12 protein-coding genes are annotated in these 11,256 nt (G+C 48.5%); 4 read left to right on the top strand and 8 right to left on the bottom strand.

The window, feature by feature from the left end:
- The first annotated feature begins 975 nt into the window (after window positions 1–975).
- Genes ABI361_02795 through ABI361_02785 form a run of 3 tightly spaced genes read left to right on the top strand, consistent with a single transcriptional unit; the run spans window position 976 to window position 2,671 of the window.
- The gene (locus ABI361_02795; protein ID MEO9319580.1) at window positions 976–1,719 is read left to right on the top strand and encodes a hypothetical protein; all 744 of its coding nucleotides are present in this window, start codon (window positions 976–978) and stop codon (window positions 1,717–1,719) included.
- Window positions 1,720–1,776: 57 nt separating this feature from the next.
- Entirely contained in the window at window positions 1,777–2,109 is a 333-nt protein-coding gene (locus ABI361_02790) for a hypothetical protein (GenBank protein ID MEO9319579.1), read from the top strand.
- On the top strand, window positions 2,081–2,671 hold the full coding sequence (locus tag ABI361_02785; GenBank protein MEO9319578.1) for a hypothetical protein: 591 nt from the start codon (window positions 2,081–2,083) through the stop codon (window positions 2,669–2,671). Before ABI361_02790 ends, ABI361_02785 begins: the two co-directional genes overlap by 29 nt.
- Window positions 2,672–2,746: 75 nt before the next feature.
- Here the strand turns inward: ABI361_02785 and ABI361_02780 are convergent, their stop codons facing one another.
- Window positions 2,747–3,475 carry a hypothetical protein gene (locus tag ABI361_02780; protein MEO9319577.1) on the bottom strand — a complete coding sequence of 243 codons (729 nt, stop codon included), beginning with the start codon at window positions 3,473–3,475 and terminating at the stop codon, window positions 2,747–2,749.
- Between the two features lie 465 nt (window positions 3,476–3,940).
- On the opposite strand from ABI361_02780, the gene ABI361_02775 reads away from it, so the two are divergent.
- Window positions 3,941–4,477, top strand: a complete 537-nt coding sequence (locus ABI361_02775; protein MEO9319576.1) for an HAD domain-containing protein — start codon at window positions 3,941–3,943, stop codon at window positions 4,475–4,477.
- A 99-nt stretch (window positions 4,478–4,576) separates the two neighbouring features.
- Here the strand turns inward: ABI361_02775 and ABI361_02770 are convergent, their stop codons facing one another.
- The 7 genes from ABI361_02770 to ABI361_02740 all read right to left on the bottom strand — a co-directional run bounded on the left by ABI361_02770 (window position 4,577) and on the right by ABI361_02740 (window position 11,130).
- Entirely contained in the window at window positions 4,577–5,455 is an 879-nt protein-coding gene (locus tag ABI361_02770; protein ID MEO9319575.1) for a sugar phosphate isomerase/epimerase, read from the bottom strand.
- Entirely contained in the window at window positions 5,448–6,773 is a 1,326-nt protein-coding gene (locus ABI361_02765; protein ID MEO9319574.1) for a nucleotide pyrophosphatase/phosphodiesterase family protein, read from the bottom strand. The genes ABI361_02770 and ABI361_02765 overlap by 8 nt, the downstream gene beginning before the upstream one ends.
- 42 nt (window positions 6,774–6,815) lie before the next feature.
- A complete protein-coding gene (locus ABI361_02760; GenBank protein MEO9319573.1) occupies window positions 6,816–7,766 on the bottom strand; it encodes a UbiA family prenyltransferase in 951 nt (316 codons plus the stop codon).
- A complete protein-coding gene (locus ABI361_02755; GenBank protein MEO9319572.1) occupies window positions 7,763–8,533 on the bottom strand; it encodes a sugar phosphate isomerase/epimerase family protein in 771 nt (256 codons plus the stop codon). The genes ABI361_02760 and ABI361_02755 overlap by 4 nt, the downstream gene beginning before the upstream one ends.
- 69 nt (window positions 8,534–8,602) lie before the next feature.
- Complete coding sequence (locus ABI361_02750) at window positions 8,603–9,415, bottom strand: TatD family hydrolase (protein MEO9319571.1); 813 nt, start codon at window positions 9,413–9,415, stop codon at window positions 8,603–8,605.
- Between the two features lie 586 nt (window positions 9,416–10,001).
- Window positions 10,002–10,370: a response regulator gene (locus tag ABI361_02745; GenBank protein ID MEO9319570.1), complete on the bottom strand. Its 369-nt coding sequence runs from the start codon at window positions 10,368–10,370 to the stop codon at window positions 10,002–10,004.
- A 460-nt stretch (window positions 10,371–10,830) separates the two neighbouring features.
- Window positions 10,831–11,130, bottom strand: coding sequence for a hypothetical protein (locus ABI361_02740; protein MEO9319569.1), 300 nt, complete (start codon window positions 11,128–11,130; stop codon window positions 10,831–10,833).
- Window positions 11,131–11,256: the final 126 nt, after the last annotated feature.

The raw sequence follows: 11,256 nt of genomic DNA, 5'->3' as shown, positions 1-11,256 counted from the left end.
TCTGCTTTAGTCTTTCTCGCGTAGCCGTGTCCTGATACTTGATATGCTCTTCAAGATTCCAAGTTGGAAAACGTCTTAGCTCCTGCTTGTTGTTATCAGACATGCTCAGAATCGACAAGCGTTAGACTATTGTTTAGTTATTAACCAGCTTGCAAAGCTGTTATAGAACATAGCTTCAGCTTGAACCCAATCCTTTCAGATTCGTAGATCGTGTGACATATCAACTGCTTTATGCCGTATTCAGTTCTTTGGTACTTAGCTGACAGATTCCGAAGGCATCCAAAGCCGATCCAATTACCATCCACGAACTAAGATTAGTGTAAAAAAAGTTATTTCGGAAAGAGTATGGATGGCAATATCAAAGAATTAGAATCGTTTGCTAGATTGTTACTTTGCATGAAACGGTCCCTAGCAGTGTTAAGCGAATCCTAATTTCTTGAACGGTTATTTTCTAGTATAGCCCCTGTATCCAAATACCACGCAGATAGGTTCGCCCAGCTGAATCAGGTTTGAAACAAGCTTGAATTAGTCTTGAACTAACTTTGAAATAGTGTTGAAATAAGTTTGAAATAGCTTTGAAACAAGGCCCTTCTGTCACGCTCGCTGCAAGCCTAAACAGACGCTATAGAACGGCCTTACATAGCCTGAAGATAGCCTGTCGTCAGGCTTCTACTACCATAAGCTGAAGCAGCGTTAGGCAGGATGAATTGGCACTAATTCAAAAATTAAACCAGCGTTAAGGGCGTCTAAAATGCTGGGAATTGCTTTAACGGAACCCCTTCAACATGAGTCTTAACGTCCAATTAAGAGGTGAACTCTGCAACGCAAAAGTTGGCAACGAGGAGTACTCCGTAAAGCCCTCGTCCGCCTAGCTGTTCCAGCCTGAAATCGATCTGTTAACCACTGCTTGGCTTGTGATGAGTTCTTTGTTCATTCAATGCTTTTAAATCCCCTTTGCCATGCGTGGGGTGGAATATGAATTCTGAGAGTCCTGACGAGCTGACCAGTATACTGAGGGAACTTGGCAGTTTCGCAGATCAAGCCAGACATACACGCCAACAGACGGAAAGGGCCAAGGTTCTGCTCAGACGGTTCAAGGAATTGGTTCCGTCCCGTGCAGCTAGACACAGGATGCTTCCTTCCATGAATCCGGGAACGATGGACCATTATTCTGGACCAAAGAAATCAAAAGCTGAACCCTCGTTAGGACCCCGCGATGATTCTTCAAGCTATGACTATGACAATCCAAATGACTATGGGCCGCTGTTTCATCGGATGATAAAGTCAGGTCTTGATGCAAAGAAGGTCGCTAGAGCGGTTGAACTGGAGGAGAGACTAAGAGCCTCTGGTATAGACATACTTGAGTTTGCAGAGCACGCTGAGACGTTACGCAACCATGCGAAAAACTCAGATTCAATGAGAATGATGGCAGAGCTGATCAATGGCGATTTTTCACTTGACGATATGGTAACTACGTACGACCATATTAAGCGCCTTGAAAATATGAGCATTACTACTGAGCAGATTGGTCAAATAGTAAAACATCTAGAGAAAGTCGGCGCTAAGGACTTAATGGCTACAGGAGACCTAGCCAATTACCGACGAGAGCAGGAAGAATCAGTCAAAATAGCCGAGTCAAAAAAGAGAACTGCGAATGAACAGCTAGATGAGACCAATAAACGCCTGCAGGAAGCAGCGAAAAAGGAGCAGAGCATGTAAAGCGCATTTAAAATTATCTCGTTTTTTCAGCAAAATGGCTTTTCTGAACAAGACTTTATGCGACTAGGCAGAAGCTTCGGAGGGTTTGGCGCTGCAGGAGCTCTCAAACTTGCGGAGGAGGTTGGTGGCTTTTCAGTGCTTCTAGCTGAATTACACTCGCTAAAGGTGTCCGAGCAAAACGAAATAAACGCGCTAAAGGAAAAAAGAAAGGCATTCATACAAGAAGAGAAAGATTTGCAATTCCTAAAAGACCTGAAGCAAAAGTATCAATTTAGCGAAGTAGAAATAAAGCAGCTTCACGAACTGGCCGAAAAAAATGGTTCACCTGCAGACATATTCAGGGCCGTAAACAAGTACGCTAATGTCAAATCTCGAAGAACGAGAAGTTGAACTCAAGGAAAGCGTAGACGAACTAGCCAGCATAATGGATGCTCTTCAATTCGATTTATCCAATCTCAAGCTCAGAGGACAAGACCTGATAGCCTACGTTGGACTTATGGGTCTCATTAGGAATATTGCCATATTTTTCGCGGGAAAGCACTCTCCGGAGGAGAGAAAAAATCTTGCGCTGCAGCTAGTCCTTGAAATGTTGATATTCATTGTCCCGCTGGTGAAATATTATGGAATATCTTTTGAGTCTTTTAGAGACGTGCCAAGCGAAGTGGTTGAAATTATCAGGAACCCTAGCACCTTTCTTCCGCCCGAATCTACCCATTTACCAAGAATCATACATGAATGGAAAAAGCGGTACGAGCAAGATTTGAGCAAAATCTTAGACTATGAATCCCTCAAAAAAGAAAACGAGAATCTGAAATCCAAAAACGAGAAATATCAACAAGAGCTCAATATGCTCCAATTAGAATACACTGAACTGAGAGAAACGGTGAAAAAGATGCGGGATTCATTGTTTGAAGATGCAGAGCGATTAGAAAAGTCACACAAGCCCCACTAATTTACAGTTGAGTCCGGTCTACCCGACATACATCCGAAAGTACAGGGTCACCGCGATTGACAAGGCATCATGCGGCTATGACCCTTCAGTACGCTTGCCGTGCACTGCCCTGACATAAGCCATAGACCTCTTTACGAGATAAAGTGGTAATCCAACAACCAACAGAACCGTCGAAACAAGTACCATGTATCTGCCGGCATCGTTGTGATCGGATACTGTATAGACGGGATAAACCGGCTTATCCAGTACAGAGAAAAGCAGGCCTGCAAATCCCATCATTCCAATTACAAGAAGCAAGAGAGCAATCCTGAACGAATCGCCAATATTTCTGGTCGCGATAAAACCGGCGGCTCCAACAGCTATGAAGGAAAGATGTTGAAGCGCATGAATCTGCGGATGAAGAACGGCAAGCACAAAAAAGTATTGCAGGTGCCAGAAAGCCATCAATGCGACTGCAGCAGCTATCCACACTACACCGGGGATATGGCCATAAAGCAACCGCAGCATAGAACGCCAAACGTCAAGGGGCTGCAATCGCGCCGGTCCCAGACCCCGACCCGGAGTGTTCGCGCTTCTCAGCGTCAAGAGCTTCATTATTGTCTCGGCTGACAGAACCGATAGTGCACCTATAAGAAAGAAAATTGCATGCTCGACAATCATGTGCGCCGCTAGCCTTGACTCTAACTGGACCAGAACGTCCTGCTTAACTGCCAGGACGCTCAAGAGCAGAAGCGAGGAAAATATCACGTATGCACGAAACTCGTAAGACCTTGCATCACCTCGTGAGGAGCCCCTTGTCACCATAAGTATTTTGCCAGCCCGTTTTCATTCATTATACTGCAACAATCAGCGACGCATAACGGCACGCTCAAGTCCGTACGTATACAAGCCGCGCCAGAACGTATTTAATGATTGGATAGTCCGTGGCGATCTCCATTCTCATTTTGCTGGAACATCCACAGGAGCAAAATTCCGTATCAACCGTCTCGCAGTCTTACGTTCTCGAAAGCCCACTTGTTAAAGCGATTTGCATCGGGCGGCACTTGCGGGGATTGTAATCGCCCAAAGATAACGCGAGCCAATTTTTGTCCACAGGACGCCACAGAAGGGATACACAGTGCAGGCCGCAATCATCCCACTTAGAATGGACTATTGTCTTTAACCGAACGTACGGCGTACAACTGCTTTAATACCTGTCCGCGAGCTATCCTAGACCAGATCCATGTCGCATAACAAACTCTTGACTCTTGCTTTTCGCAGGTGATAATAATGGCCAAAGGCTCTCTCAAGACTGGTCCATCACAAGAAAGCAGGCTGCCGCATCCAAAACGCCAACCCTTGAATAAAGTCCTCTTTCTCGATATCGACGGCGTGTTGTTTCTCGGCTTGTCAAGCTGCAGCGGGCTCTACAACTCTGACCCTCTCAACAAAGAATGTGTCAGGGGGCTCAACGAGATAATCGAAAAGACGGGGTGCAGTATTGTGATTACATCATCATGGCAGAACGAGTACACCCTGGAACAGCTTCAGGAGATATTTGCCTGGAACGGAATCAGGAAAGTTTCAATTTCATTATCAGTTGCAGATGCTCGTTCGCTGGCTTCTCATGGGAGGAGGGCCCAGGAGATCCTTGATTGGCTGTCAGCGGAGGCGAACACAAGCCGTACCGAAAGCCCGGATTTTCGCTGGTGCGTTGTCGATGACATGGACTTGGGCGAGCTTCCAAATTTTGTAAAATGCGACCCAAATATCGGCCTCAAGGATCATGCGCTTGTCTTGGACGTGGTTGAGACCCTGAATTCGTAGGCCAGGCGGTCAGCCACAACGCCCAAAACTTTAACCACAGCGCGAGACTCGGAACCGGTCAAGAGGAAAATCCGAGCAGGAGTTGCGGACCTAATTTTCCTAAGATAGCGATGACTGTTTGCTTAATGACTGGATAAACTGAAGTCCTTTTTTGAGCGAGTCCTCGTAGCCATCGGCGCTGGCAATAGTCGGCTCGAACGTCATGTAGCCAGAGTAATTGATTCCGTCAAGGGCTCTAATTATTGTCGAGAAGTCAATGTGCGCAAAGCCGGGCATCTTGCGGTTGTTGTCGGCAAGGTGCACATGTCTGAGCCTTTTGCCTGAAAGGCGGATCGCCCTGTCAAACGAGTCTTCTTCAATATTCATGTGAAAGGTGTCGAGCATTACTCCGAAACTTTCAACGCCGAGCATGTCGGAAACGGCCAGCGCGTCTTGGGCAGAACTGCAAAAAGGGGTACTATACCTGTTTAGCGGTTCCAGGAACAGGCTTACGCCATACTCATGGGCGAAGGTGGCGAGTCCTTTGAGCGTGGGCAAGGCATGTTTGTAAATCCGGAGCTTTGTCTCGGGCGCAACGAAGAGGTGCGTTTTCTCGTATACGGATAGTTCTGTGTCGGCAAAAAGGCAGACGTTCATGTGCCTGCCGCCGAGTTCCGCGCATAGTTTGACGCAATCCCGGACGTATTTTTCCGCAGACTTTAGTTTAGCGTTGTCCGACGTTAACAGCAGACGGTCATTTCCAGAACGGGCGCTCGCACCCCATACTCCCGTAATGCCGCAGACATCTGTCTGGAACTTTCCGAGCTCTCCTCTCAGTTTGCCTGCGTTGAGCAGGTCTGGTTCACCGTAAACCTCGACGGCGTCAAACCCAATAGGAGATATTCGCGCCAGAGTCTTTTCAATCGGCTCAAGGTCCTTAAAGGAAGCAAGCGTAACTGCATATTTTACGCCCATTGCTTCCACTATCTGTTTATCCAAGGATGGCGCCGGCCACATCAGTACACTTTACAATCTTGTCGCCGCTGCCAGATTTTCTGCTCGACACAAATGCGGAGAGCCCTTCACCGGTTTCCACATTTGCCTTTCTTCCATGCGAGCCTTTGACCAGGGTCGTATCAAGTGGAATGCTCTTGCTCTTTGGGTCAAAGAACAGCTCGACAGGATCGTATCCCGGTTTTCGGTGAATATCGACCCGCCTTGAGAACCCTGGTGCCTTTTCTGGCTCGTGCCACCAGTAGTACGAAAACCATCGGTCGACTTCAGAGATGGCTATCAGCTCGCCGCTGCGAGAGTGGTTTATACCTGCAGCGGATTTTTCCTCAGCCGATTGGAGCACGGTCTCAACGCCGTCCGCATCCTCAAGGATTTTTCTGACTCTTCCCTCTTCGCCTCCCTTGACATAGATATGGGCAATTTGGTGATCTACCATTGCAAAGGCGGTGCTCAGCTCAAAATCCAGGTATTCCTTGCCTGCTATAGTGCGCGTGACCGCCAGGCCGGCATCTCTCAGCAGCAGGTTGAGAGGGACTGCCTCTCCCCGGACGTTATTGAACGAGTACTCGGAAAACACCACAAACTCGGCATCGTCTTTAATCCCAAGACCGGCCGTCTTTTCAACGATTCTTCCCACAATGTCGTCTGCCTTCTTGAGGTCCGCTTGAACTTGGGTGCTGTCCTTTCCAAAGCGCTGCGCGGAATAGTCCACATGCGGGATATAGGCGAGCGTCAGGTCGGGACGGAACCTCTCGAGTGTGTATCCCACTGAGCTGCAAATCCAGTCGCTTACCTGCGCTGATGCGAGAGGGCCCCAGTACTGAGCGAGGTTAAATTCGCCCAACCTCTGTTTCAGTTCGCCGTCGTAATACCCGAGCGGCTTTGAATAGCACCACAGTATCATGCCGTCGTCGGTGTGAAGCGGACGCGGGGTGACCACTACGTCGGACTGCGCGTACATCGAGTTTTGCCAAAATAGCACGGCAGTCTTAAAGGAGGGATCCCTGCTCTTTGCCACGTCCCAGATCCTAGGCGACTGTACGAGCTTGCTAGCCTGTTCCCAAAAAGACACGGTGTATGTATCGCGATCGTAAAGCCCGTTTGAAATTATTCCGTGCTGGCTTGGCAGTTTTCCTGACAGTATGCTGGCCTGCACGGTGCAGGTGACGGCGGGGAACACCGGCTCCATGCGCGCAATTTGGCCATGCTCAGCGAGTTGGGCAATGTTTGGAAGCTTGCCGTCGACAATGTCCTTGTATTCGAGCCCGACGATGTCCAAGACTATAGTGTGCTTCTTTGCCAATTGCGAATCATCTTTTCAGTGAATTGCTTGCATTAAATGCCTTTAGGTGACATAAAGTTTCTTTGAAAGGGCAATGGGTGCCGGAAGTAACAGGAGGGCCGCCAGGCCGTAAAAGATTCCGGCGTACGCCGCAATGAATGCCGAGTCGATCACGATTATCGACAACACCAGTGCCTTAATTGCCTGCTGAATGCCCCTGCCTCTCGGCGCCTCTCCAGGCGGCTGCTTTCTGCTGGCGTGCCATGCATACCATACGATAAAGGCCAGAATCCCGGTTATGAAAAGCGCGAGCGGCTTTCCAATCGCAGCAAAAAAAACTCCCATGGCCGCTACGTCCATGCCAATAATCAGAAAGGCGATCCTTTGCACCTTGCTAGTCGAAATCGAATTGGGACGATCTATGGGTGCTTCGGCTTCATGGCGGCTCAGAAGAGTTATCGAATACACGTAACAAAACACCGCCGTCGCCGGAAACAAAGTGGTAAGGTAGGCGTCGCTCGCAGATGCTGGTTGTGATAGGCGAGCGCCGATAGCGGCGCTTGCGCCCAAAAAGACATTGGAAAACCGCGCCAGACCCATCGTAAAGGGTCCGAGAACGGTCCACTTTGCCTTTTTGTCATAAGCCAAAATTATTCCGCTCAGTACCAGGGAAAAAACTAGACTCGTCGGACTTGCTAGAAATGCAAGTACATTCGCGGTAATCATGGTGCCAATTCCTAGAACCAACGCATTTCTGGCAGATATCGTGCCGCTGGGCAGCGGTCTCGAAGGCCTTTCAAGAAGATCCACCTTCAAATCAAAGTAGTCGTTGAAGACAATGCCTGAGGCATAAAGCAACGCAGAGGACCCACACAGCAGTCCTATTTGCGATGCGACAGAATCAGTGACTCCTACAACTGAAAAGTATCCGACGAGTACGTTTGTGATTGAAGTAAAAATGTTAGGCAAGCGCACGAGAAGCGCGTACTGTTTCAGCTTTTGTTGCGTGTTCATGATGCAACTTGGTTGATGTAAGCAAAAGCCTCGGCGGCGGCTTGAGACGGGGAGTCCTGGTACGGATAGAGTTCCACGGTCACAAATCCGCGGTAGCCAATTTCTTTCATTGCTCTAAATATCGAGCCAAAATCAATGGCCCCATGCCCCGGGATCAAGTGGGCATGAACTCGCGAAGATGCGATGTCCTCAAGGTGAAAGTGGGAAATATAGTCGGCCAGCAGGGAAACCAGTTTGGCGGGGTCTTCCCTGACGCAGAAAAAGTGGCCGATGTCAAAATTAAGGCGCACATTGCTGGGCATGTCCCTGATGATTTTGAGGAATTGGCTCGAGTTTTCAATCAAAAGGCCTGGCTCTGGTTCTATCAGAATTTCTACATGGGATTTCTCTGCGGCCCTTGAAGCCTCCATTATGCCCTTTGTAAATTCCCGCTCAAGGGCGCTTCGGTTCATCCCTTCCTTGAACTCTCCTCCGGGCTCGGTGGAAATGTTTCTTGCCCCGAGCATTTCAGCAAGTCTGATGCAGTCAACAGTATGCTTCAGGCGCTGGGCGCGCTTGTCACTGCTAGGGTCAATCCACGAGGGATTGTAAACGTCCCCGACAGCATACATTGTAAAGGCGTTGAGGTTTGAGATTTCCAGTCTCCGGTCCGTCAGCAACTTCCTTGTCGAGACGAGCGATTCTTGGCCAAAAGCGGGCGGGTATCCATGCGGGACGTCGCAAAGGAGCTCGATGCCGGAGTATCCAATGTCCGCGATAAAATTTATCGCGTCGGCGAGTGCAAATTTCTTGAAGGCGTTTGTGCTAAACGCAAGGCGCAGGTCAGCCGTCTCCGGTCAGGGTCTCCAGGTAAATTTCTTTGACTGCCTGTAAAAGTCGTATGCATTTTGGAACGTCACGCGCTCGATGTCCTCGCGGTCAAAGTTCGCCTTTCGCATTTCTCTGGCAACGAGTGCAACGCTGAGCGGGTCTGAAGGACCCCAGTCGGCCGCGCTATGTATCATTATCCGTTCAGTGCCGTATTTTTTGACGATTTTCATAGCACGATCGGGCGAAAGTTTTGTTACTGGATAGACTGATAAGCCTGCCCACAGTCCAAGCTCGAGTGTCTTTTCGATTGTCTCCTCAACGTTATGGTCGATGAGAATCTTGCTCTTGTCATAGCGCCTACCCTTCTTTGATTTAAGTATCCGCTCGATCCGCTTCATGCCTTCGGGCTTGTTCTGATGCGGCAGGTGGACCGTCATCAGTATGTCGCTGTCGGCCGCAATGTCCATCTGTTTTACAAATACCTCTTCTTCAAGGTCGTTTATCAGATTGTAACCTAGCTCGCCTACCGCAACGACGCGCTCGCGGTCGAGGTATTTTTTCATGGCTTCAATGGCGTCAATTGCAAGCGGCCTGGCCGTGGCTTCCTTTGGGTTGACGGAGATGCAGACAAAGTGTTCGATCCCAAAATCCTTCGCCCGCTTTGTCTCAAAAGAGATAAGGTGCTCCCAATAATCCTCGAATGTGCCGACGAATCGCCGGGGACTTCCGAGCCAGAAGGATGGTTCAACCACAACTTCTATTCCTGCCTTGGACATCGCCTCATAATCGTCGGTAGTCCGAGAATACATGTGGATGTGAGGGTCAATAAGTCGGACCATTAGACCTCTCTCGAATACACTGTTCAGTCAATATATAGTTAAACTGTTTTATTACTAGAACCCGGGCATAGCGTTTGCCCAATGTTATTTGGCGTCAGTTAATACAAGGCACTGGGGGCTGATATTCTGTCCTTGATTCGCGTCCACTTTGGCGTTCTGACTTGGACAGTTCGAAGATGCAGGAATCAGGGATATACCTTCGGGCGTCACCGTTTCTTAACACCGACTGCGGCGTTTGCTATTCAGTATCACCAATGTTGAGAAGGACTAGGGGAACCAGCTTTTGAATAAGCGAAGCCTCGGACATTAACATGCCGCCAGATGCAGCCTAGCCCCGAAATTGGTGTACGTTAATGATTGGCGCCTGCGAGTTAAACCTGTTGGTATGATGTTATGCATTGGCTTGGCTTTCGACTGACTTTGAGCCAGGTTCTTTGCTTTGCTTGGCAGAGCGAAGGATGCTCAAACATCTGACCCGGATTGCAGCAATGAGGGTCCAGACCTACCTTTCCTTAGTTTGCAAATAGATGGCAAAACTGAAAAAACCAATCGGCATTAGAAATGTAAGGCTATCGAGCTATCGCTTTCAATCCAGATTCAGCTCCGACCTTGCAATCCGTACCATTTCTTTAATGGAAATCGGCTTTCTCATAAAGCACTTGGCGCTAAGGTGAGGGAACTTGCTTCTGAATATCTTGTCATATTCTACATCAAATGCGGTCATAAAGCACACCTTTGCCTTGTCGTCAATTTGGCGTATCTTCTCATATAGCGTGAAGCCGTCCATTTGCGGCATCTTGACATCAAACACCAAGAGCTCGTAGACGCTTGCTTTGAATTTATCTAGTGCTAGTACCGGATCATTGAACGTATCCACGCTAAATCCTGCCAAGGTCAGGCCCCTTTTGAGGACAAAGGTGATGTCCGGTTCGTCGTCAACCAGCAAGATGTGCACCAATTATTCTGACACCCGCATGTAGGCCAAATTGGTTGGCTTCATGTGCAATTTAAACGCAGGATATTACCACAAGCAAATGCCACAGCAGAGCAGGCCTTGGCCCTTACTGCACTTCGCTTCAGCTTTTTATTTTGTCATCTGCCCAATGTTGATACCGTGGCAATTTCGAAATCCCACGACGATGGGGTACTTTTACATCGAGAGCGAGCTGTACATCATTTATCACGTATGCTCTCTGCACTTGAGGAGAAAGATGACCTCCGAACCATATTGCATCAAACCGAATTTGATATTGAAATGGCAGAATTGTTCGCTCGCAGAGTGAACGTCGAATCAGCAGATTAGTTTCAAGGCGGACCGAGCTAAAGCATTGAGTTAAAACCTCGTAGTACTTTATGCTACAGATCGGCTATCCAACGGAAAGGATCGCTGCTGGACTACATAGCCCATTACGCTGTCAAACTCTGGCAAGCTCTTGCTGGTATGCCTTCATTACTGTCGCAGACCCGTCGCCAAACATCTGCTTTAGCGCAAATTCAATTTCTGAATTGGACAGCGGCTTCGTACCAGTCGGACTTATCCGAAATTCTGTTTCCAGCTGACGCCATGCCGAAAGCCTTGAAAACTCGCCAAATATCTTCAATGCATCATTTAATGCTGTTCGGGTTTTGTCCATTGTAAGGCTATTATCGTCACTGTTATTGGCGATAGTCATGGTATTGAACCGCTGTGTGCCTGCAATCCTAGGGTTTGTCATAACTGTTTGACAACGAATAGTTGTCAAGCAACTGCTGGTAAATCTGAGCCATCGCTTGGTAATGCACTGCTTCTCGGATTCTGCCCTCTTGTATGGCAAGCCGCTCCATGCTCCTTGCAGTCTCTA

It is taken from the genome of Nitrososphaera sp. (assembly GCA_039938515.1).
GTDB lineage: Archaea > Thermoproteota > Nitrososphaeria > Nitrososphaerales > Nitrososphaeraceae > Nitrososphaera.
The sequence above is the reverse complement of the archived record's forward strand: the minus strand, read 5'-3'. Positions and strand labels throughout refer to the sequence as shown.

Coding starts and splice junctions, on each gene's coding strand:
- ABI361_02780 (MEO9319577.1), bottom strand. CDS start 3,475: ATGGTGACAAGGGGCTCCTCACGAGGTGATGCAAGGTCTTACGAGTTT.
- ABI361_02790 (MEO9319579.1), top strand. CDS start 1,777: ATGCGACTAGGCAGAAGCTTCGGAGGGTTTGGCGCTGCAGGAGCTCTC.
- ABI361_02785 (MEO9319578.1), top strand. CDS start 2,081: ATGTCAAATCTCGAAGAACGAGAAGTTGAACTCAAGGAAAGCGTAGAC.
- ABI361_02775 (MEO9319576.1), top strand. CDS start 3,941: ATGGCCAAAGGCTCTCTCAAGACTGGTCCATCACAAGAAAGCAGGCTG.
- ABI361_02760 (MEO9319573.1), bottom strand. CDS start 7,766: ATGAACACGCAACAAAAGCTGAAACAGTACGCGCTTCTCGTGCGCTTG.
- ABI361_02750 (MEO9319571.1), bottom strand. CDS start 9,415: ATGGTCCGACTTATTGACCCTCACATCCACATGTATTCTCGGACTACC.
- ABI361_02795 (MEO9319580.1), top strand. CDS start 976: ATGAATTCTGAGAGTCCTGACGAGCTGACCAGTATACTGAGGGAACTT.
- ABI361_02740 (MEO9319569.1), bottom strand. CDS start 11,130: ATGACAAACCCTAGGATTGCAGGCACACAGCGGTTCAATACCATGACT.